Below are 20782 nucleotides of genomic sequence, written 5' to 3' on the forward strand. Positions count from 1 at the left end.
GGGAGCATAAGCATTTTCAGGGATAGTCGTCGGTGCCTATGAAAGTGTTGCGTAGTATCGGGTTGTCCCTGTGTTTGCTGGGTGGATTGGCCTGTACCTCGGTAGCAGTGGCTGAAACCGCACCGGCGAGCAAGGCCCCTGCAACGAAAAGCGTCAAGCCTGCCGCCAAGCCAAAGCAGGTGAAAGCGGCACCGGTGAGAAAGAAGGCGACTACCAAGGCCGCCCAGCGCAGCACGCGCAAAAACGTCAAGGCGGCACCACAGCCATTGCCCAAGGCCAAGCTGGACCTGAGCCTGCCCTCCGGCATGGTCAAGGAGCTCAAGCCCGATACCCAGGAACATGCGCCGCTGCCCAAGCCGCTGTTGCCCTACCTGTTCGGCGAAAAGCCTCCGTCCGACAGCCCCTTCCAGCTCAATGGCCGGCTGATCAGCAACGAAATGCAGCTGCAGCTGCGAAACGAAAGCCGCAAGGATGTCGAGGGCGCGGCGATCGAGTTCGAGTTCAAGCAGTAGGGCGAAACTGACTGTTCGGTCATCGCATGTGCAGCTGATATTTCATCCCGTCAGTAATTTCAAACGCCTGTTTAAGCGGTTACTATCCGGGTTCATTCATCATTTGTTACTCCGAGGATTCTGTTGTCATGAACTGCCGTGAAGGTTGTGGCGCCTGCTGCATCGCGCCCTCCATCAGCTCGCCGATACCGGGTATGCCCAAGGGCAAGCCAGCCGGCGAGCGCTGCTTGCACCTGTCGGTTGCCAATCTCTGTGGCTTGTTCGGCAAACCCGAGCGTCCGGCGGTGTGTGGCGGTTTCAAGGCAGAGGCCGAAATCTGCGGCAACGACCGCGACGAGGCAATCAGGATCCTGGGGTGGCTGGAGCAAATGACGGCAGCTTGAATCGCGGATCTTCGACAATAAGGAACAAGAGAATGGGATCGTTTAAACAAGTGGCACTGGTGTTGGGGCTTGGCGCGGTACTGGTGCCGCTGGCCCATGCCGAGGACTGGAAGCAGGCCAAGAACGAGGACGGGATCAAGGTCGAGCTCAGCGAGGTTGCCGGTTCCGATTACAAGGCCTACCGTGGCGTCACCTTTATCAAGGCACCACTGGCGAAGGTCAGGGCCCTGCAGGAAGATGTCGTCGGTGCCTGTGCCTGGATCCATGAGTGCAAGTCGCAAAAGCTGCTGAAAACCGAAGGCGACCAGAGCTGGACCTACACCCAGTTCAATACCCCGTGGCCGGTCACTGCGCGTGATTCGGTCATGCATGTCACCACTACCGAGGCCGCCGATGGCAGCCTGACCCGCAAGCTTGAAGGTGTGCCGAAATACCTGCCGGAAGAGAAGGGTTTCGTGCGGGTGGCCAAGGTTGATGGTTTCTGGAGGCTGCAGCCAAAAGATGGCGGCACTGAGGTAACTTACCAGGTGCACACCGAACCGGGCGGTAGCGTGCCGTCAATGGTGGCCAACAAGTTTGTGGTGGATGCGCCGTTCAATACCTTGAAGGCATTGAAGGAGAGGGCTGAGAAATAGTCAGTACAGTTGTGGTGGGTGAGGGGTGCTGGTCAACTGTTAGATAATCGCGGGTCAAGCCCGCTCCCACAGGTTCTGTAGGAGCGGGCTTGACCCGCGATGAGTTCCCCCCCCCCCCCCCCCAGGCCCCAATAAAAAAGGCTGCCCGAAGGCAGCCTTTTTCGTGTTCGGCCCAAAGGCTTACTTGCGGTCTTCCAGTTTGACGATGTCGCGCGACTCGTAGCCGGTGTACAGCTGGCGAGGGCGGCCGATCTTGTACGGGCTGGAGAGCATTTCTTTCCAGTGCGAAATCCAGCCGACGGTCCGCGCCAGGGCGAAGATCACGGTGAACATGCTGGTTGGAATGCCGATCGCCTTGAGGATGATCCCCGAGTAGAAGTCGACGTTCGGGTACAGCGAGCGCTCGATGAAGTAAGGATCGGTGAGGGCGATCTCTTCCAGGCGCATGGCCAGTTCCAGCTGCGGGTCGTTCTTGATGCCCAGCTCGCGCAGGACTTCGTCGCAGGTCTGTTTCATCACGGTGGCGCGCGGGTCGCGGTTCTTGTAAACGCGGTGACCGAAGCCCATCAGCTTGAACGGATCGTTCTTGTCCTTGGCCTTGGCGATGAACTTGTCGATGTTCGAGACATCGCCGATTTCATCGAGCATGGTCAGTACCGCTTCGTTGGCGCCGCCGTGGGCAGGGCCCCACAGTGCAGCGATACCGGCGGCGATACAGGCGAACGGGTTGGCGCCGGAGGAGCCTGCCAGACGGACGGTAGAGGTCGAGGCGTTCTGCTCGTGGTCGGCGTGGAGGATGAAGATCCGGTCCATTGCCTTGGCCAGTACCGGGCTGATCGGTTTGATCTCGCACGGGGTGTTGAACATCATGTGCAGGAAGTTTTCCGCGTACGACAGGTCGTTGCGCGGGTACATCATGGGCTGGCCCATGGAGTACTTGTACACCATCGCCGCCAGGGTCGGCATCTTGGCGACCAGGCGGACCGCGGAGATTTCGCGGTGCTGCGGGTTATTGATGTCCAGCGAGTCGTGGTAGAACGCCGACAGGGCACCCACCACGCCGCACATGACGGCCATCGGGTGAGCGTCGCGGCGGAAGCCGTTGAAGAAGGACTTCAACTGCTCGTGCACCATGGTGTGGTTCTTCACGGTGCTGACGAACTGGGCCTTCTGCTCGGCATTCGGCAGTTCGCCGTTGAGCAGTAGGTAGCAGGTCTCGAGGTAGTCGGATTTTTCGGCCAGCTGTTCGATCGGATAGCCGCGATGCAGCAGGATACCCTTGTCGCCGTCGATATAAGTGATCTTCGACTCGCAGGATGCGGTCGCCATGAAACCAGGGTCGAAAGTGAAGTGACCCGTGGCCCCCAACCCTCTAACGTCGATAACATCGGGACCAACGGTGCCGGTTAAAATGGGCAGCTCGACGGGGGCTGCGCCCTCGATGACCAACTGCGCTTTTTTGTCAGCCATGTGGCCTCCTATTAATGCTTGAAATCATCAGACAGACCCCCCACGCAGGGCCCGCACCACTATAGTGAGATAAATTCGAATGTCAATTTGCCTAAAGCACGGTTGTAAAGGGCTTTGGGCGCTGTTTTTCCTCGAAATTACCGCCCGTTTACGCCTTTTGTTCATTAAAGGCAATGCGCTATTTGGGCTAGGTGTCTGCGTTGTCATTAGTAGCCTAACTGTCTATAATCGGCCCCCGACCGCCAGGGGCTTGCAAGCCCGTGTTGCTGGGGTCGTCACTCCCTGGGTGGTGGGTACCTGACCAGTACACTTACCAACAACTTTGCCCTGCTTGCTAGGGGCTCTTCAGTGTGAAAAAAGCCGTGAAAAGCCAACGACCTGTAAACCTAGACCTAAGGACCATCAAACTCCCCATTACCGGCGTTACGTCATTTCTTCACCGTGTTTCCGGCATCATCCTCTTCCTGGGCCTTGGCTTCATGCTTTATGCATTGGGCAAATCCCTGGGTTCGGAGGAAGGTTTCGCCGAGGTGAAGGCATGCTTGACCAGTCCGCTGGCCAAGTTCGTGGCATGGGGCCTCCTGTCCGCCTTGCTGTATCACTTGGTAGCCGGTGTGCGCCACTTGATCATGGACATGGGCATCGGTGAAACGCTGGAAGGCGGCCGACTGGGCTCGAAAATTATCATCGCCGTTTCCGTGGTGGTGATTGTGCTGGCAGGAGTTTGGATATGGTAACCAACGTCACGAACCTCTCGCGTTCGGGCCTCTATGACTGGATGGCGCAGCGCGTTTCTGCGGTCGTTCTCGCGGCTTATTTCATTTTCCTGATCGGATACCTGATCGCGCACCCGGGCATCGAGTTTGCCCAGTGGCACGCTCTGTTCTCCAACAACGCGATGCGTATCTTCAGTCTGCTGGCCCTTGTAGCCCTGGGCGCTCACGCCTGGGTCGGCATGTGGACTATTGCCACCGACTACCTGACGCCGATGGCGCTGGGCAAGTCGGCGACTGCCGTACGTTTCCTGTTCCAGGCGGTATGTGGTGTCGCGATGTTCGCGTACTTCGTCTGGGGTGTGCAGATTCTCTGGGGTATCTGATTCATGGCTAACATTCCTACGATTACATTCGACGCCATCATCATTGGTGGCGGCGGTGCCGGCATGCGCGCTGCGCTGCAGCTGGCCCAGGGCGGTCACAAGACTGCCGTGATCACCAAGGTCTTCCCGACCCGTTCGCACACTGTATCGGCCCAGGGTGGCATCACCTGCGCCATCGCTTCGGCCGACCCGAACGATGATTGGCGCTGGCACATGTACGATACCGTCAAGGGTTCCGACTACATCGGTGACCAGGACGCTATCGAATACATGTGTCAGGAAGGCCCTGCTGCCGTGTTCGAGCTGGACCACATGGGTCTGCCGTTCTCGCGTACCGAACAAGGCCGTATCTACCAGCGCCCGTTCGGCGGTCAGTCCAAGGACTTCGGTAAAGGTGGCCAGGCCGCCCGTACCTGCGCCGCTTCCGACCGTACCGGTCACGCGCTGCTGCACACCTTGTACCAGGGCAACTTGAAGGCAGGCACCACCTTCCTCAACGAGTACTACGCCGTTGACCTGGTGAAGAACCAGGAAGGCGCGTTCGTCGGTGTGATTGCAATCTGCATCGAAACCGGCGAAACCCTGTACATCAAAGCCAAGGCCACCGTTCTGGCGACTGGCGGTGCAGGCCGTATCTACTCCTCCACCACCAATGCCCTGATCAACACCGGTGACGGTATCGGCATGGCCCTGCGTGCAGGCGTTCCGGTCCAGGATATCGAGATGTGGCAGTTCCACCCGACCGGCATCGCCGGCGCTGGTGTACTGGTCACTGAAGGTTGCCGTGGTGAAGGCGGTTACCTGATCAACAAGCACGGCGAGCGTTTCATGGAACGTTACGCGCCTAACGCCAAAGACCTTGCTGGTCGTGACGTTGTGGCCCGTTCCATGGTTAAAGAGATCATCGCCGGCAACGGCTGTGGCCCTAACGGCGACCACGTGATGCTCAAGCTTGACCACCTGGGTGAAGAAGTGCTGCACAGCCGCCTGCCAGGTATCTGTGAACTGTCCAAGACCTTCGCTCACGTCGACCCTGTGGTCGCGCCGGTTCCTGTTGTCCCAACCTGCCACTACATGATGGGCGGCGTTGCCACCAACATCCATGGTCAGGCGATGACCCAGGACGCCGATGGCGTTGATCACATCATCCCGGGTCTGTTCGCGGTAGGTGAAGTGGCGTGCGTATCGGTTCACGGTGCCAACCGCCTGGGCGGCAACTCGCTGCTCGACCTGGTGGTCTTCGGTCGTGCTGCCGGCCTGCACCTGGAAAAAGCGCTGAGCGACGGTATCGAATACCTCGACGCCAGCGACACCGACATCGATGTTGCCCTGAGCCGCCTGAACAAGCTCAACGAGCGCAACACCGGTGAAGACGTGGCTACCCTGCGTCGCGAGCTGCAGAGCTGCATGCAGAACTACTTCGGTGTATTCCGCACTGGCGAATACATGCAGAAGGGTATCGAGCAATTGGCCGGTCTGCGCGAGCGTATCGCCAACGTCAAGATCAACGACAAGTCCCAGGCCTTCAACACCGCGCGTATCGAAGCGCTGGAGCTGCAGAACCTGCTGGAAGTCGCTGAAGCCACTGCAATCGCTGCAGAAGTCCGTAAAGAGTCCCGCGGTGCGCACGCCCGTGAAGACTTCGAAGACCGTGACGACGAAAACTGGCTGTGCCACACCCTGTACTTCCCGGGTGAGAAGCGCGTCGCCAAGCGCGCCGTCAACTTCGCGCCGAAAACCGTTCCGGCGTTCGAGCCTAAAGTCCGGACTTACTAAGGGTGGCCACAATGTTGCAAGTCGAAGTTTATCGTTACAACCCCGATACCGACTCGGCACCCAAGATGCAGGTGTTCCAGGTCGATACCGGCGGCAAGGACCTGATGGTTCTCGATGTATTGGCACTGATCAAAGAGCAGGACGAAGGTTTCTCGTATCGTCGCTCCTGCCGTGAGGGTGTTTGCGGTTCCGATGGCATGAACATCAACGGCAAGAACGGTCTGGCCTGCATCACGCCGCTTTCGGCCGTGGTCAAGCGCAACAAGCTGATCGTCCGCCCTTTGCCTGGATTGCCGGTCATTCGTGACCTGGTCGTCGATATGAGCATCTTCTACAAGCAGTACGAGAAGGTGAAGCCATTCCTGCAGAACGACACGCCGGCTCCGGCCATCGAGCGCCTGCAGTCGCCGGAAGAGCGTGAAAAGCTGGACGGTCTGTACGAGTGCATCCTGTGCGCTTGCTGCTCGACTTCCTGCCCGTCGTTCTGGTGGAACCCGGACAAGTTCCTCGGTCCAGCTGCACTGCTGCAGGCCTATCGCTTCCTGGCCGACAGCCGTGACACCAAGACCCAGGAGCGTCTGGCTTCGCTGGATGACCCGTTCAGCGTGTTCCGTTGCCGCGGCATCATGAACTGCGTGAACGTTTGCCCTAAAGGTCTGAACCCGACCAAGGCCATCGGTCACGTACGTAACATGCTGCTGCAAAGCGGTACCTGATTTTAAAAGTGTTGTACCCGTAGTACGCCAAGGTGCGGGCCGTTGCCCGCACCAAGGTGAAACCCGAGCTGGGGCCCACAAAGCCCAAGCTTTTACCTATGAAGATATGAGACCAGCAGGGGCTTCCGGGCTGGTACCCGGAAAATCTGTAGGATCCTTGGTGGCTTGGTTGGGTCGCTGCATTAGGACTTTTTCCAGGCGTGCTGTGGCTCTTGCCGATCCGTCCCCTAACCGAGGGTGACCAAGCATGCAAGAAAGCGTGATGCAGCGCATGTGGGATAGCGCCCACCTTTCAGGTGGTAACGCTGCATATGTGGAAGAGCTCTACGAGCTTTACCTGCACGACCCTAACGCTGTGCCAGAAGAGTGGCGCACTTACTTCCAGAAGTTGCCCGCCGAAGGCAGCACCGCTACCGATGTATCGCACTCTACAATCCGCGACCATTTCGTACTGCTGGCAAAGAACCAGCGCCGCGCCCAACCGGTTTCCGCCGGCAGCGTGAGCAGTGAACACGAGAAGAAGCAGGTTGAAGTTCTGCGACTGATCCAGGCCTACCGTATGCGCGGCCACCAAGCTGCTAAGCTCGACCCCCTGGGGTTGTGGCAGCGCCCTGCGCCAGTAGACCTGTCGATCAATCATTACGGCTTGACCAATGCCGATCTTGATACGACCTTCCGTGCCGGCGACCTGTTCATCGGCAAAGAGGAAGCGAGCCTACGCGAAATCTTCGACGCTTTGCAGCAGACATATTGCCGCACCATTGGCGCCGAATTCACCCACATCGTCGACTCCGAGCAGCGCAGCTGGTTCCAGCAGCGTCTGGAGAGCGTACGTGGGCGTCCAGTCTTCTCCGCGGATATTCAGAGCCACCTGCTCGAGCGCGTCACCGCCGCTGAGGGTCTGGAAAAATACCTGGGTACCAAATACCCGGGCACCAAGCGTTTCGGCCTGGAAGGCGGCGAGAGCCTGATTCCGATGCTGGACGAGCTGATTCAACGCTCCGGTTCCTACGGCACCAAGGAAGTTGTCATCGGCATGGCCCACCGTGGCCGTCTGAACGTACTGGTCAACACCTTCGGCAAGAACCCGCGCGACCTGTTCGACGAGTTCGAAGGCAAGAAGAAGGTCGAGCTGGGTTCCGGTGACGTGAAATACCACCAGGGCTTCTCGTCCAACGTGATGACCGCCGGTGGCGAAGTTCACCTGGCCATGGCGTTCAACCCTTCGCACCTGGAAATCGTCTCGCCAGTGGTTGAAGGTTCGGTACGTGCCCGTCAGGACCGTCGCAACGACACCGTTGGCGACAAGGTACTGCCGATTTCCATCCACGGTGACGCGGCATTCGCCGGTCAAGGCGTGGTCATGGAAACCTTCCAGATGTCGCAGACCCGCGGTTTCAAGACCGGCGGTACCGTGCACATCGTGATCAACAACCAGGTTGGTTTCACCATCAGCAACCCGCTGGACTCGCGTTCCACCGAGTACTGCACCGACGTCGCCAAGATGATTCAGGCGCCGATCCTGCACGTCAACGGTGATGATCCGGAAGCGGTGCTGTTCGTGACCCAGCTGGCGGTTGATTACCGCATGCAGTTCAAGCGTGACGTGGTCATCGACCTGGTCTGCTACCGTCGTCGCGGCCACAACGAGGCCGACGAGCCGAACGGCACCCAGCCGCTGATGTACCAGCAGATCACCAAGCAGCGCACCACCCGCGAGCTGTACGCCGAAGCCCTGACCCAGTCGGGTCGTCTTGACGCCGAGCGCGTCCAGGCCAAGGTCGACGAGTACCGCAACGCGCTGGACAACGGCCTGCACGTCGTAAAAAGCCTGGTCAAAGAGCCGAACAAGGAGCTGTTCGTTGACTGGCGTCCGTACCTGGGCCACGCCTGGACCGCGCGTCACGACACCCGCTTCGATCTGAAGACCCTGCAGGAACTGTCGGCCAAGCTGCTGGAACTGCCGGAAGGCTTCGTGGTTCAGCGTCAGGTTTCGAAGATCTACGAAGACCGCCAGAAGATGCAAGCCGGTGGCTTGCCGATCAACTGGGGCTACGCCGAAACCATGGCCTACGCCACCCTCGCGTTCGAAGGTCACCCGATTCGCATGACGGGCCAGGATATTGGCCGCGGCACCTTCTCTCACCGCCATGCGGTGTTGCACAACCAGAAGGACGCCAGCACCTACATCCCGTTGCAGAACCTCTATGAAGGCCAGCCACGTTTCGACCTGTACGATTCGTTCCTGTCCGAAGAAGCGGTCCTGGCATTCGAATACGGTTACTCGACCACCCAGCCAAACGCGCTGGTGATCTGGGAAGCCCAGTTCGGCGACTTCGCCAACGGTGCCCAGGTGGTTGTCGACCAGTTCATCACCAGCGGCGAGCACAAGTGGGGCCGTCTGTGCGGTCTGACCATGCTGCTGCCACACGGTTATGAAGGGCAGGGGCCTGAGCACTCCTCGGCACGTCTGGAACGTTACCTGCAGCTGTGCGCCGAGCACAACGTCCAGGTGTGCGTACCGACCACCCCGGCTCAGATCTACCACCTGCTGCGTCGTCAGGTCATCCGTCCGCTGCGCAAGCCGCTGATCGTGCTGACACCAAAGTCGCTGCTGCGCCACAAGCTGGCCATCTCGACCCTGGAAGAACTGGCCGAAGGCTCGTTCCAGACCGTGATCCCGGAAATCGATACCCTCGATCCGAAAAAAGTCACGCGCCTGGTCCTGTGCAGCGGCAAGGTCTACTACGATCTGCTGGAAAAACGCCGTGCAGAAGGCCGCGAAGATATCGCCGTCGTGCGTATCGAGCAGCTGTATCCGTTCCCTGAAGACGACCTGGTCGAAATCCTCGCGCCGTACACCAATCTCAAGGATGTGGTGTGGTGTCAGGAAGAACCGATGAACCAGGGCGCCTGGTACAGCAGCCAGCACCACATGCGTCGTATCCTGACCCGTCACAACAAGGACCTGGTCCTCGAGTACGCCGGTCGCGATGCTTCGGCAGCACCTGCCTGTGGTTACGCTTCGATGCACGCCGAGCAGCAGGAAAAACTGCTGCAAGATGCCTTCACCGTTTAATGCCATCGCGCACCAGAAACCGAATTTAAGGAACCACTGATAATGGCTATCGAGATCAAAGCCCCTACTTTCCCGGAATCGGTTGCCGATGGCACCGTTGCCACCTGGCACAAGCAACCGGGCGAAGCCGTCAAACGTGACGAGCTGATCGTCGACATCGAAACCGACAAGGTTGTCCTGGAAGTACTGGCTACCGCTGACGGCGTACTGGGTGCAATCGTCAAGGGCGAGGGCGACACCGTCCTGTCCGACGAAGTCCTGGGCTCGATCGTAGAAGGTGGCGTTGCTGGCGCAGCACCTGCCGCTGCTGCCGCGCCTGCTGCCGCTGCTCCTGCCGCCGCCGCTGCTGGCGACGAAGACGCCATCGGCGCTCCGGCTGCCCGCAAGCTGGCCGAAGAAAACGGCATTGCCCTGAACAGCATCAAGGGCACCGGCAAAGACGGTCGCATCACCAAGGAAGACGTGGTTGCTGCCATCGAAGCGAAGAAATCCGCTCCGGCTGCCGCTCCTGCCGCCAAGCCAGCCGCCGCTGCTGCCCCGGTTGTCGCCACTGGCGATCGTACCGAGAAGCGCGTGCCGATGACTCGCGTGCGCGCTACCGTGGCCAAGCGCCTGGTAGAAGCACAGTCGAACATGGCCATGCTGACCACCTTCAACGAAGTCGACATGACCGAAGTCATGGCCCTGCGTTCGAAGTACAAGGACCTGTTCGAGAAGACCCACAACGGCGTGCGCCTGGGCTTCATGTCGTTCTTCGTCAAGGCGGCCACCGAAGCGCTGAAACGCTTCCCGGCCGTCAACGCCTCGATCGACGGTTCCGACATCGTCTACCACGGTTATGCGGACATCGGCGTTGCCGTTTCCAGCGACCGCGGCCTGGTGGTACCGGTACTGCGCAACGCCGAGCAAATGAGCCTGGCTGAGATCGAGAACGGCATCGCCACCTTCGGCAAGAAAGCCCGTGACGGCAAACTGTCGATCGACGAAATGACCGGTGGTACTTTCACCATCACCAACGGTGGTACCTTTGGTTCGATGATGTCGACCCCGATCGTCAACCCGCCGCAGGCTGCGATTCTGGGCATGCACAACATCATCCAGCGTCCTATGGCCGTTAACGGTCAGGTCGTGATCCGTCCGATGATGTACCTGGCACTGTCCTACGACCACCGTCTGATCGACGGTAAAGAAGCCGTGACCTTCCTGGTGACCATCAAGAACCTGCTGGAAGACCCGGCTCGTCTGCTGCTGGATATCTGATTGAGCAGCTGCAAGCTGCAAGCTTCAAGCGGCAAGCCTGAACGGTTTGCGCTTGAACTTGTGGCTTGCAGCTTATCGCTTGCAGCTTTAAAGAGGATTTTCTGAATGTCGCAAAAATTTGATGTGGTAGTGATTGGCGCAGGTCCTGGCGGCTACGTAGCTGCCATCAAGGCCGCGCAGCTCGGTCTGAGCACTGCCTGTATCGAGAAGTACACTGACGGCGAAGGCAAGCTGGCCCTCGGCGGTACCTGCCTGAACGTGGGTTGCATTCCTTCCAAGGCGCTGCTGGACAGCTCCTGGAAATACAAGGAAGCCAAAGAGAGCTTCAACGTCCATGGTATCTCCACTGGCGAAGTGAAGATGGACGTCGCCGCGATGGTTGGCCGCAAGGCCGGCATCGTCAAGAACCTGACCGGCGGTGTTGCCACCCTGTTCAAGGCCAACGGCGTGACCTCGATCCAGGGCCACGGCAAGCTGCTGGCTGGCAAGAAGGTCGAAGTCACCAAGGCTGACGGCACCACCGAAATCATCGAAGCCGAAAACGTCATCCTGGCTTCCGGTTCGCGTCCGATCGACATTCCACCGGCTCCGGTCGACCAGAATGTCATCGTCGACTCCACCGGCGCCCTGGAATTCCAGGCCGTACCTAAGCGCCTGGGCGTGATCGGTGCTGGTGTGATCGGTCTGGAGCTGGGTTCGGTCTGGGCTCGCCTGGGTGCGCAAGTCACCGTCCTGGAAGCCCTGGACACCTTCCTGATGGCCGCTGACGCCGCTGTCTCCAAGGAAGCGCTGAAAACCCTGACCAAGCAAGGTCTGGACATCAAGCTGGGCGCTCGCGTGACCGGCTCCAAGGTCAATGGCGCTGAAGTCGAAGTGACCTACACCGATGCCAACGGCGAGCAGAAGATCACCTTCGACAAGCTGATCGTTGCGGTCGGCCGTCGTCCGGTGACCACCGATCTGCTGGCTGCCGACAGCGGCGTGACCATCGACGAGCGTGGTTTCATCTTCGTCGACGATCACTGCGCGACCAGCGTACCGGGCGTCTACGCCATCGGTGACGTGGTTCGTGGCATGATGCTGGCGCACAAGGCCTCGGAAGAGGGCATCATGGTTGTCGAGCGCATCAAGGGCCACAAAGCCCAGATGAACTACGACCTGATCCCGTCGGTTATCTACACCCACCCGGAAATCGCATGGGTCGGTAAAACCGAACAGACCTTGAAGGCCGAAGGCGTTGAGGTTAACGTGGGCACCTTCCCGTTCGCGGCCAGCGGCCGTGCGATGGCTGCCAACGACACCGGTGGTTTCGTCAAGGTCATCGCCGATGCCAAGACCGACCGCGTCCTGGGTGTACACGTGATTGGCCCATCGGCTGCCGAATTGGTGCAGCAGGGTGCAATCGCAATGGAATTCGGCACCAGCGCCGAAGATCTGGGCATGATGGTTTTCTCCCATCCGACCCTGTCCGAAGCGCTGCATGAAGCCGCGCTGGCAGTGAATGGCGGTGCCATTCACGTTGCCAACCGTAAGAAGCGTTAAACAATAAGAAACCACGGCGGGTGGCCCGTCGTGAGTCTTGCGTGCATGACTCACCGCGGAAAGTCCGCCGGACTCGAACTCCCGGAGCATACCGGGGGCAAGTGGTCACAGGTGGCGCGGCACTCCTTTGGGGCGCAGCGCCGAAGCGCAGTACCTAACGAAGACGGTAAAAAGCATGAATCTTCACGAGTATCAGGGTAAGCAGCTGTTCGCTGAATACGGCCTGCCAGTTTCCAAGGGTTTCGCAGTCGACACCCCTGAAGCTGCCGCAGAAGCCTGCGACAAGATCGGTGGCACCGAGTGGGTTGTCAAAGCCCAGGTCCACGCCGGTGGTCGCGGTAAAGCGGGCGGCGTCAAGCTGGTTCGCAGCAAGGAAGACGCCAAGGCGTTCGCTGCGCAATGGTTGGGCAAGCGTCTGGTGACCTACCAGACCGACGCCAACGGTCAGCCAGTGACCAAGATCCTGGTCGAATCCTGCACTGACATCGCCAAAGAGCTGTACCTGGGCGCTGTAGTCGACCGTTCGAGCCGTCGTATCGTGTTCATGGCCTCCACCGAAGGTGGCGTGGACATCGAGAAAGTCGCTCACGAAACTCCTGAGAAGATCATCAAGGCTACTATCGATCCACTGGTTGGCGCTCAGCCATTCCAGGGTCGTGAACTGGCGTTCCAGCTGGGTCTGGAAGGCAAGCAAGTTGCTCAGTTCGCCAAGATTTTCGTAGGCCTGGCCAAATTGTTCAAAGAACACGACCTGGCCCTGCTGGAAGTAAACCCGCTGGTCATCAAGGCCGACGGCGACCTGCACTGCCTCGATGCCAAGATCAACATCGACGCTAACGCCATGTACCGTCAGCCTAAGCTGAAAACCTTCCACGACCCGTCGCAAGACGACCCTCGTGAAGCCCACGCTGCCAGCTTCGAGCTGAACTACGTGGCCCTGGAAGGCAACATCGGCTGCATGGTCAACGGTGCCGGCCTGGCCATGGGTACCATGGACATCGTCAACCTGCACGGCGGCAAGCCAGCCAACTTCCTCGACGTAGGTGGTGGTGCTACCAAAGAGCGCGTTACCGAAGCCTTCAAGATCATCCTGTCCGACAGCAATGTCGCGGCCGTTCTGGTCAACATCTTCGGCGGCATCGTTCGCTGCGACATGATTGCCGAAGGCATCATTGGCGCTGTGAAAGAAGTCGGCGTCAAGGTACCGGTTGTTGTTCGCCTGGAAGGCAACAACGCTGAACTGGGTGCTAAAGTACTGGCAGAAAGCGGTTTGAACATCATTGCTGCAACCAGCCTGACCGACGCTGCTCAACAAGTTGTCAAAGCTGCGGAGGGCAAGTAATGAGCGTCCTGATCAATAAAGACACCAAAGTCATCTGCCAGGGCTTCACCGGCTCGCAAGGTACTTTCCACTCCGAACAGGCCATCGCCTACGGCACCAAGATGGTCGGCGGCGTGACCCCGGGCAAGGGTGGCACCACCCACCTGGGCCTGCCAGTGTTCAACACTGTCAAAGAAGCCGTAGCGGCTACCGGCGCTGACGCGTCGGTCATCTACGTTCCGGCTCCTTTCTGCAAGGACTCGATCCTGGAAGCTGCCTTCGGCGGCATCAAGCTGATCGTCTGCATCACCGAAGGCATTCCTACCCTGGACATGCTCGATGCCAAGGTCAAGTGCGACGAGCTGGGTGTTACCCTGATCGGCCCTAACTGCCCAGGCGTCATCACTCCGGGCGAGTGCAAGATCGGCATCATGCCAGGTCACATCCACTTGCCAGGCAAGGTCGGTATCGTTTCGCGTTCCGGCACCCTGACCTACGAAGCGGTCAAGCAGACCACTGACGCCGGTTTCGGTCAGTCCACCTGCGTCGGTATCGGTGGCGACCCGATCCCGGGCTCCAACTTCATCGACATCCTGAAGCTGTTCCAGGAAGACCCGAAGACCGAAGCGATCGTCATGATCGGCGAGATCGGCGGTTCGGCTGAAGAAGAAGCGGCTGCCTACATCAAGGCCAACGTCACCAAGCCTGTGGTTTCCTACATCGCTGGTGTTACCGCTCCTGCGGGCAAGCGTATGGGCCACGCTGGCGCCATCATCTCCGGCGGCAAAGGCACTGCAGACGAGAAATTCGCTGCGCTGCAGGACGCTGGTGTGAAAACCGTGCGTTCGCTGGCAGACATCGGCAAGGCCCTGGCCGAGCTGACTGGCTGGGAAGTGAAGAAGTAATCACTGCCCAGTAAACAAGAAAGGCCACCTTCGGGTGGCCTTTTTTGTTTACTGGGCAGCAGCTTCAAGCGACAAGCTTCAAGCTGCAAGAGGGTGTTGCGGCAAGCTTGCGGCTTGTAACTTGCGGCTTGGAGCTGTCGCGCAAGCGACACGCATATTCACACATCGGACAAGCAGCCCTGCAACAGTGCGTTTCTATGACAAATTCGTTAACCTATGCACTCATTTTGTGCCCGCTCCCCAAAAGGGAACGACACGCTAAACGGGTCTGGCTCATCCAGCCAGGCAGCATTTCCCTCACCCAAGGGGAAATCCCTCTCTAAATCCCGATTTCAGCAGTGTGGTATTTCCTTAATGAAAGTTTTGAAAGGCCAGGACATCCTGGCACTTGGTTTTATGACGTTCGCTTTGTTCGTCGGCGCGGGCAATATCATTTTCCCTCCTATCGTCGGTCTGCAATCCGGTCCACACGTGTGGATGGCGGCGCTGGGTTTCCTGATCACTGCTGTGGGCCTGCCGGTCATCACTGTCATCGCCCTGGCCAAGGTCGGCGGCGGCATGGATGCGCTGAGCAGCCCGATCGGCAAGGTCGCCGGCGGCCTGCTGGCAGCGGTGTGCTACCTGTCGGTAGGCCCGCTGTTCGCCACCCCGCGTACCGCCACCGTATCCTTCGAGGTAGGTGTTGCGCCGCTGACCGGTGAAAGCCCGCTGGCCCTGTTCATCTACAGCCTGGTGTACTTCCTGGTGGTGCTGGCGGTGTCCATGTACCCGGGCAAGCTGCTCGACACTGTCGGCCGCTTCCTCGCGCCGCTGAAGATCATTGCCCTGGCCGCACTCGGCATCGCCGCGTTCATGCTGCCAGCCGGTGGTATCGGCGAAGCACAGCCAGCCTATGTTGCCGCGCCGTTCTCCCAGGGCTTCATCAATGGTTACCTGACCATGGATACCCTCGGTGCGCTGGTGTTCGGTATCGTCATCGTCAACGCCATCCGTTCGCGCGGCGTCGAGTCGCCGCAGCTGATCACCCGCTACGCGATCATCGCTGGCCTGATCGCCGGTGTCGGCCTGGCCCTGGTGTACATCAGCCTGTTCCGCCTGGGTGCCGGCAGCCATGAGATCGCCGCCGGTGCCAGCAACGGCGCCGCGGTGTTGCATGCCTACGTGCAGCACACCTTCGGCTCGCTGGGCAGCGGCTTCCTCGCCGTGTTGATCGCCCTGGCCTGCCTGGTGACCGCCGTCGGCCTGACCTGCGCCTGCGCCGAGTACTTCAGCCAGGTGCTGCCGCTGTCGTACCGCACCCTGGTGGTGATCCTCGCGGCCTTCTCGCTGCTGATTTCCAACCTGGGCCTGACCAAGCTGATCCTGTTCTCGATCCCGGTGCTGACCGCTATCTACCCGCCGTGCATCGTGGTGGTAGGCCTGAGCTTCTGCAAGGACCTGTGGAACTCGCAAGTTCGCATCCTGGCGCCAGTGATGCTGGTGTCGTTGCTGTTCGGCATGATCGATGCCATCAAAGGCACTGTGCTGGCCAGCAAACTGCCGGACGTGCTGGCGCATCTGCCGCTGAGCGAGCAGGGCCTGGCCTGGCTGGTGCCTTCGGTGGTGACCCTGGGTGTTGCGGTGCTGTGTGACCGCATGCTGGGCAAGCCGCGCGAAGCGCTGGCCTGAGAATTAGCCATGTAACGGACACCGGCCACAAGCCAACAGGGTGTCCGTCACGGCAGATTCCAAGCCCCGCGTCCGAAAGGATGCGGGGCTTTTTCGTTTCTGCGGGCAAGACGTGTCTTTTTCTGCGGTAAAGCGTCGAAAGCCGGTCAATGGGCTTTATTGTGCTCGAAACTTCAATCAGGACCTTGCATGAGCTTCATTCAAAGCAATCTGATCCACCTGCTGGCCGCCTGCTGGTTTGTCGTCTGCTGGGGCGGTTATACCCGCTACGCGACCTGGAAGGGCCGTGATACTGCGTGCCTGGCCAGCGTACTGCACCTTTACCGCGAAGACTGGATGCGGCGCATGTTGTTGCGTGACAACCGCATCGCCGATGCCAGCGTGATTGGCAATCTGGAGCGCAATGCGTCGTTCTTCGCCTCCAGCACCCTGATTATTCTGGCCGGTATTCTCACCGTGCTCGGGGCTTCGGACCGCGCTGTATCGTTACTGGCGGATTTGCCGCTGGTCCAGCAGGCTTCCCAGGGGATGTCGGAAATCAAGTTGCTGTGCCTGGCGATGGTCTTTGTGTATGCCTTCTTCACCTTTAGCTGGTGCATGCGCCAATACAACTTTGCCGCGGTGCTGGTGGGCTCGGCGCCGATGATTGGTGAGCGCCATGTCAGTGAACTGGAGCGCAAGGCATTTGCCCTTAGAGCGGCCAGGGTTATTTCGCTGGCGGCCAACCAGTTCAACTTCGGCTTGCGTTCTTATTACTTCGGGATGGCCATGCTCTGCTGGTTTATCGGCCCCTGGTTGTTCATGCTGATGAGTACCGGGGTAGTGTTGGTGCTTTATCGTCGCGAGTTCCATTCGGATGTGCTCGATGTGATGGTTTACACCCCTACCGAAGCACCTGCGCCGGAGCCGGCTAAAGAGAACCTTGCCTGAAGAGTGACGACTGAATCGTTTAATCCAGTTTCGGCAGCCATAAAAAAACCCGACAGTGTCGGGTTTTTTTTATTCCGGCAGGCTTGCTTACTGTTTAGCAGGCTCAGCAGGAGTAACTGGGGCAGCAGGAGCGGCTTCTTTCGCAGCTTCTTCAGCGGCTTTTTGTTGCGCTTCGGCCTGATCTTTGGCGGCTTCGACGTTTTCTTTCGCTGCCTCGTTCACTTTATCCTGAGCTTCGTTCATTTTCTCTTGAGCGTTCTCGGAATGTTGCTGAGCATCTTGGGCTTTATTTTCGCTGGCTTTATCGCAAGCGGCCAGACCCAGAGCAGCGGCGAGCATAACGGCAAAAGCAAAAGGTTTACGCATGGGGTGTTTCTCCTTGTGGAATAAGTTACTTGTTCCTTTGAGCTCAAGTAACCGGTAGAAGTTCCGCGCACCATACAGATATATAACAAATGGATCTATATGGACATTTCCCTTTCTCTGTGCATGGCCTCAACGGCCTGAGAGTTTTTTGAAATGATCGACACTTCTTTGCAGGCTATGGCCCAACGCTTTCTCTCGGCACTGCGTCATTGTCAGGTATTACAGATGCGGGTGCATCACGCGGACGCGCAAGGCATGACCCTGATACTGCCGTATTCCACACAGATCGTTGGCAACCCGCAAACCGGGGCCGTGCACGGCGGTGCGATCACCACCCTGATGGACACCACCTGCGGCATGGCCACCCTCTGCGTGTTGCCTGAGTTCGAGGTATGCCCGACGCTAGACCTGCGTATCGACTACATGCACCCGGCCGAGGCCGGCAAGGATATCTTCGGCCACGCCTATTGCTACCGCGTCTCGCGGGATGTGATCTTCACCCGCGGGGTGGCTTACCAGGACGATCCCGAGCAACCGATCGCCCAGGTGGTCGGCACCTTCATGCGTCTGGGCAAGGGCATCAAGGGCGGTCTCAATTTCGCCAACACGCTCAAGGGGAGCGGCCAATGATCCCGCCAGAAGTGCACCAGCAACTGCGCCAGGCACATGCCGAAGGCAACTATGAACCCTTGCTGCGGCTGATTCCTTATGCCGGATTGATTGGTATCCAGTGCAGCCGCCAGGGCGACGACCTGCTGTTCTGCCTGCCAGCCAGCCAGGACAATATCGGCAATCCGTTGCTGCCAGCGATCCACGGCGGGGTAATCGCCGGCTTCATGGAGCTGTCGGCGGCGCTGTACCTGCTGATTTTCAGTGAGAGTGCGGCGATCCCGAAAATCATCGACTTTTCCATCGATTACCTGCGCGCCGGCCATTACCGTGACACTTACGCCCAGTGTCAGTTGTGGCGCCAGGGCCGGCGGGTGACCAACGTCGCGATCACCGCCTGGCAAGGCGACCCGGACGAACCGATTGCCACGGCGCGGGCGCATTTCAAGATCGAAGAAATGACCTCGCCCTTGAAATAGCCCGAGCCACCCCCATCTGTTGTGCATCCCGCCGTGAAAGCAGGCCGTCGGCCTGCCCAGCGACAACTGTCATCAGATCGGAGTGTTGAAGACCATGAGTGTGGAAACTCAAAAAGAAACCCTGGGCTTCCAGACCGAGGTGAAGCAACTGCTGCACCTCATGATCCATTCCCTGTATTCGAACAAGGAAATCTTTGTTCGCGAACTGATTTCCAACGCCTCCGACGCCGTCGATAAACTGCGCTTCGAAGCCCTGGCCAAGCCAGAGCTGCTCGAAGGCGGCGCCGAGCTGAAAATCCGCCTGAGCTTCGACAAGAACACCAACACTGTCACCCTCGAAGACAACGGCATCGGCATGAGCCGCGAAGAGGTGATCGCGCACCTGGGCACCATCGCCAAGTCCGGCACTGCCGACTTCATGAAAAACCTCACCGGCGACCAGAAGAAGGACTCGCACCTGATCGGCCAGTTCGGCGTGGGCTTCTACTCGGCCTTCATCGTTGCCGACAAGGTCGACGTGTTCAGCCGCCGCGCCGGCCTGCCAGCCGCCGAGGGCGTGCACTGGTCGTCCAAGGGCGAAGGCGAGTTCGAAGTCGCCACGGTCGACAAGGCCGAGCGCGGCACCCGCATCGTCCTGCACCTGAAAAAGGGTGAAGAAGAGTTCGCCGACGGCTGGCGCCTGCGCAACATCGTCAAGAAATACTCCGATCACATCGCCTTGCCGATCGAGCTGCCAAAACAGGTCGAAGCCGCCGAAGGCGAAGAAAAGCCGGCCGAAGAATGGGAAACCGTCAACCGCGCCAGCGCCCTGTGGACCCGTCCTCGCACCGAGATCAAGGACGAGGAATACCAGGAGTTCTATAAGCACATCGGTCACGACTTCGAGAACCCGCTGGCCTGGAGCCACAACAAGGTCGAAGGCAAGCTTGAGTACAACTCGCTGCTCTACGTACCGGCCCGTGCCCCGTTCGACCTGTACCAGCGTGAAGCGCCACGTGGCCTGAAGCTGTACGTACAGCGCGTGTTCATCATGGACCAGGCTGAATCCTTCCTGCCGCTGTACCTGCGCTTCATCAAGGGCGTGGTCGACTCCAACGACCTGTCGCTGAACGTTTCGCGCGAAATCCTGCAGAAAGACCCGATCATCGACTCGATGAAGTCGGCCCTGACCAAGCGCGTGCTGGACATGCTCGAGAAGCTGGCCAAGAACGAGCCTGAGCAGTACAAGGGCTTCTGGAAGAACTTTGGCCAGGTGATGAAAGAAGGCCCGGCTGAAGACTTCGCCAACAAAGAGAAGATCGCCGGCCTGCTGCGTTTCGCCTCCACCTTTGATGAAAGCGGCGAGCAGAGCGTTGCCCTGGCCGACTACCTGGCCCGTGCCAAGGAAGGTCAGGACAAGATCTACTTCCTCACCGGCGAGTCCTATGCGCAGGTCAAGAACAGCCCGCACCTGGAGGTCTTCCGCAAGAAAGGCATCGAAGTGCTGCTGCTGACCGACCGCATCGACGAGTGGCTGATGAGCTACCTGAGCGAATTCGACGGCAAGAGCTTCGTCGACGTCGCCCGTGGTGACCTGGACCTGGGCAAGCTGGACTCCGAAGAGGACAAGAAGGCCCAGGAAGAAGTCGCCAAGGAGAAAGAAGGCCTGGTCGAGCGCCTCAAGGTGGCCCTGGGCGAAAGCGTCAGCGAAGTGCGCGTGTCGCACCGCCTGACCGATTCGCCGGCGATCCTGGCCATCGGTGAGCAGGACCTGGGGCTGCAGATGCGCCAGATTCTCGAGGCCAGCGGGCAGAAGGTGCCGGACTCCAAGCCGATCTTCGAATTCAACCCTGGCCACCCGCTGATCGAGAAACTGGACAACGAGCAGAGCGAAGACCGTTTCGCCGACTTCTCGCACATCCTCTTCGATCAGGCCGCGCTGGCGGCGGGCGATAGCCTCAAGGACCCGGCGGCGTACGTTCGTCGCCTGAACAAGCTACTGGTCGAATTGTCGGCTTAAGTAGTTGCAGGAAAGCCCGCTTCGGCGGGCTTT

At 59.3% G+C, this 20782-nt stretch carries 19 protein-coding genes; 17 read left to right on the forward strand and 2 right to left on the reverse strand.

The window, feature by feature from the left end:
- The first annotated feature begins 194 nt into the window (after window positions 1-194).
- The 3 genes from PspR32_RS08320 (at window position 195) to PspR32_RS08330 (ending at window position 1530) form a co-directional block, all read left to right on the forward strand.
- Window positions 195-512, forward strand: coding sequence for a translation initiation factor 2 (locus PspR32_RS08320; RefSeq protein WP_442966997.1), 318 nt, complete (start codon window positions 195-197; stop codon window positions 510-512).
- A 128-nt stretch (window positions 513-640) separates the two neighbouring features.
- Window positions 641-895 carry a YkgJ family cysteine cluster protein gene (locus tag PspR32_RS08325; protein WP_010224690.1) on the forward strand — a complete coding sequence of 85 codons (255 nt, stop codon included), beginning with the start codon at window positions 641-643 and terminating at the stop codon, window positions 893-895.
- 32 nt (window positions 896-927) lie between these two features.
- Window positions 928-1530, forward strand: coding sequence for an START domain-containing protein (locus tag PspR32_RS08330; protein ID WP_010224688.1), 603 nt, complete (start codon window positions 928-930; stop codon window positions 1528-1530).
- A gap of 180 nt (window positions 1531-1710) precedes the next feature.
- On the opposite strand, the gene gltA is transcribed toward PspR32_RS08330, so the two are convergent.
- The gene (gene gltA / locus PspR32_RS08335) at window positions 1711-3000 is read right to left on the reverse strand and encodes a citrate synthase (RefSeq protein ID WP_010224685.1); all 1290 of its coding nucleotides are present in this window, start codon (window positions 2998-3000) and stop codon (window positions 1711-1713) included.
- A gap of 350 nt (window positions 3001-3350) precedes the next feature.
- Between gltA and sdhC the strand changes: the two genes are divergently transcribed.
- From sdhC to PspR32_RS08390, 11 genes are all read left to right on the forward strand, one after another.
- A complete protein-coding gene (sdhC, locus tag PspR32_RS08340) occupies window positions 3351-3737 on the forward strand; it encodes a succinate dehydrogenase, cytochrome b556 subunit (protein ID WP_174242293.1) in 387 nt (128 codons plus the stop codon).
- Entirely contained in the window at window positions 3731-4099 is a 369-nt protein-coding gene (gene sdhD, locus PspR32_RS08345) for a succinate dehydrogenase, hydrophobic membrane anchor protein (protein ID WP_010224681.1), read from the forward strand. Before sdhC ends, sdhD begins: the two co-directional genes overlap by 7 nt.
- Window positions 4100-4102: 3 nt before the next feature.
- A complete protein-coding gene (gene sdhA / locus PspR32_RS08350) occupies window positions 4103-5875 on the forward strand; it encodes a succinate dehydrogenase flavoprotein subunit (RefSeq protein WP_010224679.1) in 1773 nt (590 codons plus the stop codon).
- 11 nt (window positions 5876-5886) lie between these two features.
- The gene (locus PspR32_RS08355) at window positions 5887-6591 is read left to right on the forward strand and encodes a succinate dehydrogenase iron-sulfur subunit (RefSeq protein ID WP_010224678.1); all 705 of its coding nucleotides are present in this window, start codon (window positions 5887-5889) and stop codon (window positions 6589-6591) included.
- Between the two features lie 247 nt (window positions 6592-6838).
- Window positions 6839-9670, forward strand: a complete 2832-nt coding sequence (locus PspR32_RS08360; protein WP_010224677.1) for a 2-oxoglutarate dehydrogenase E1 component — start codon at window positions 6839-6841, stop codon at window positions 9668-9670.
- Between the two features lie 42 nt (window positions 9671-9712).
- Entirely contained in the window at window positions 9713-10930 is a 1218-nt protein-coding gene (odhB, locus tag PspR32_RS08365) for a 2-oxoglutarate dehydrogenase complex dihydrolipoyllysine-residue succinyltransferase (protein WP_010224676.1), read from the forward strand.
- Between the two features lie 105 nt (window positions 10931-11035).
- Window positions 11036-12472 (forward strand): dihydrolipoyl dehydrogenase, encoded by a 1437-nt coding sequence (gene lpdA / locus PspR32_RS08370; RefSeq protein WP_010224675.1) that lies wholly within the window; start codon window positions 11036-11038, stop codon window positions 12470-12472.
- Window positions 12473-12647: 175 nt separating this feature from the next.
- Complete coding sequence (gene sucC, locus PspR32_RS08375; protein ID WP_010224674.1) at window positions 12648-13814, forward strand: ADP-forming succinate--CoA ligase subunit beta; 1167 nt, start codon at window positions 12648-12650, stop codon at window positions 13812-13814.
- Entirely contained in the window at window positions 13814-14698 is an 885-nt protein-coding gene (gene sucD / locus PspR32_RS08380) for a succinate--CoA ligase subunit alpha (RefSeq protein ID WP_038613108.1), read from the forward strand. The genes sucC and sucD overlap by 1 nt, the downstream gene beginning before the upstream one ends.
- A gap of 354 nt (window positions 14699-15052) precedes the next feature.
- Window positions 15053-16366 (forward strand): branched-chain amino acid transport system II carrier protein, encoded by a 1314-nt coding sequence (gene brnQ, locus PspR32_RS08385; RefSeq protein ID WP_010224668.1) that lies wholly within the window; start codon window positions 15053-15055, stop codon window positions 16364-16366.
- A 189-nt stretch (window positions 16367-16555) separates the two neighbouring features.
- Window positions 16556-17296, forward strand: coding sequence for a DUF599 domain-containing protein (locus PspR32_RS08390; protein ID WP_010224666.1), 741 nt, complete (start codon window positions 16556-16558; stop codon window positions 17294-17296).
- A gap of 87 nt (window positions 17297-17383) precedes the next feature.
- Here the strand turns inward: PspR32_RS08390 and PspR32_RS08395 are convergent, their stop codons facing one another.
- Complete coding sequence (locus PspR32_RS08395) at window positions 17384-17662, reverse strand: hypothetical protein (RefSeq protein ID WP_026001405.1); 279 nt, start codon at window positions 17660-17662, stop codon at window positions 17384-17386.
- Window positions 17663-17815: 153 nt separating this feature from the next.
- Here PspR32_RS08395 and PspR32_RS08400 point away from each other — a divergent pair, with 153 nt between their 5' ends.
- The 3 genes from PspR32_RS08400 to htpG all read left to right on the forward strand — a co-directional run bounded on the left by PspR32_RS08400 (window position 17816) and on the right by htpG (window position 20749).
- On the forward strand, window positions 17816-18292 hold the full coding sequence (locus PspR32_RS08400) for a PaaI family thioesterase (RefSeq protein ID WP_010224665.1): 477 nt from the start codon (window positions 17816-17818) through the stop codon (window positions 18290-18292).
- Complete coding sequence (locus PspR32_RS08405) at window positions 18289-18750, forward strand: PaaI family thioesterase (RefSeq protein WP_010224664.1); 462 nt, start codon at window positions 18289-18291, stop codon at window positions 18748-18750. The genes PspR32_RS08400 and PspR32_RS08405 overlap by 4 nt, the downstream gene beginning before the upstream one ends.
- A 94-nt stretch (window positions 18751-18844) precedes the next feature.
- Window positions 18845-20749, forward strand: coding sequence for a molecular chaperone HtpG (gene htpG, locus PspR32_RS08410; RefSeq protein WP_010224663.1), 1905 nt, complete (start codon window positions 18845-18847; stop codon window positions 20747-20749).
- Window positions 20750-20782 lie beyond the last annotated feature (33 nt).

This window comes from Pseudomonas sp. R32 (assembly GCF_009866705.1).
GTDB lineage: Bacteria > Pseudomonadota > Gammaproteobacteria > Pseudomonadales > Pseudomonadaceae > Aquipseudomonas > Aquipseudomonas donghuensis.

What these genes read in the sequence shown, in the direction of transcription:
- PspR32_RS08325 (WP_010224690.1), top strand. Translation starts at nt 641, where the DNA reads ATGAACTGCCGTGAAGGTTGTGGCGCCTGCTGCATCGCGCCCTCCATC.
- PspR32_RS08330 (WP_010224688.1), top strand. Translation starts at nt 928, where the DNA reads ATGGGATCGTTTAAACAAGTGGCACTGGTGTTGGGGCTTGGCGCGGTA.
- gltA (WP_010224685.1), bottom strand. Translation starts at nt 3,000, where the DNA reads ATGGCTGACAAAAAAGCGCAGTTGGTCATCGAGGGCGCAGCCCCCGTC.
- sdhD (WP_010224681.1), top strand. Translation starts at nt 3,731, where the DNA reads ATGGTAACCAACGTCACGAACCTCTCGCGTTCGGGCCTCTATGACTGG.
- sdhA (WP_010224679.1), top strand. Translation starts at nt 4,103, where the DNA reads ATGGCTAACATTCCTACGATTACATTCGACGCCATCATCATTGGTGGC.
- PspR32_RS08355 (WP_010224678.1), top strand. Translation starts at nt 5,887, where the DNA reads ATGTTGCAAGTCGAAGTTTATCGTTACAACCCCGATACCGACTCGGCA.
- PspR32_RS08360 (WP_010224677.1), top strand. Translation starts at nt 6,839, where the DNA reads ATGCAAGAAAGCGTGATGCAGCGCATGTGGGATAGCGCCCACCTTTCA.
- odhB (WP_010224676.1), top strand. Translation starts at nt 9,713, where the DNA reads ATGGCTATCGAGATCAAAGCCCCTACTTTCCCGGAATCGGTTGCCGAT.
- lpdA (WP_010224675.1), top strand. Translation starts at nt 11,036, where the DNA reads ATGTCGCAAAAATTTGATGTGGTAGTGATTGGCGCAGGTCCTGGCGGC.
- sucC (WP_010224674.1), top strand. Translation starts at nt 12,648, where the DNA reads ATGAATCTTCACGAGTATCAGGGTAAGCAGCTGTTCGCTGAATACGGC.
- sucD (WP_038613108.1), top strand. Translation starts at nt 13,814, where the DNA reads ATGAGCGTCCTGATCAATAAAGACACCAAAGTCATCTGCCAGGGCTTC.
- brnQ (WP_010224668.1), top strand. Translation starts at nt 15,053, where the DNA reads ATGAAAGTTTTGAAAGGCCAGGACATCCTGGCACTTGGTTTTATGACG.
- PspR32_RS08390 (WP_010224666.1), top strand. Translation starts at nt 16,556, where the DNA reads ATGAGCTTCATTCAAAGCAATCTGATCCACCTGCTGGCCGCCTGCTGG.
- PspR32_RS08395 (WP_026001405.1), bottom strand. Translation starts at nt 17,662, where the DNA reads ATGCGTAAACCTTTTGCTTTTGCCGTTATGCTCGCCGCTGCTCTGGGT.
- PspR32_RS08400 (WP_010224665.1), top strand. Translation starts at nt 17,816, where the DNA reads ATGATCGACACTTCTTTGCAGGCTATGGCCCAACGCTTTCTCTCGGCA.
- PspR32_RS08405 (WP_010224664.1), top strand. Translation starts at nt 18,289, where the DNA reads ATGATCCCGCCAGAAGTGCACCAGCAACTGCGCCAGGCACATGCCGAA.
- htpG (WP_010224663.1), top strand. Translation starts at nt 18,845, where the DNA reads ATGAGTGTGGAAACTCAAAAAGAAACCCTGGGCTTCCAGACCGAGGTG.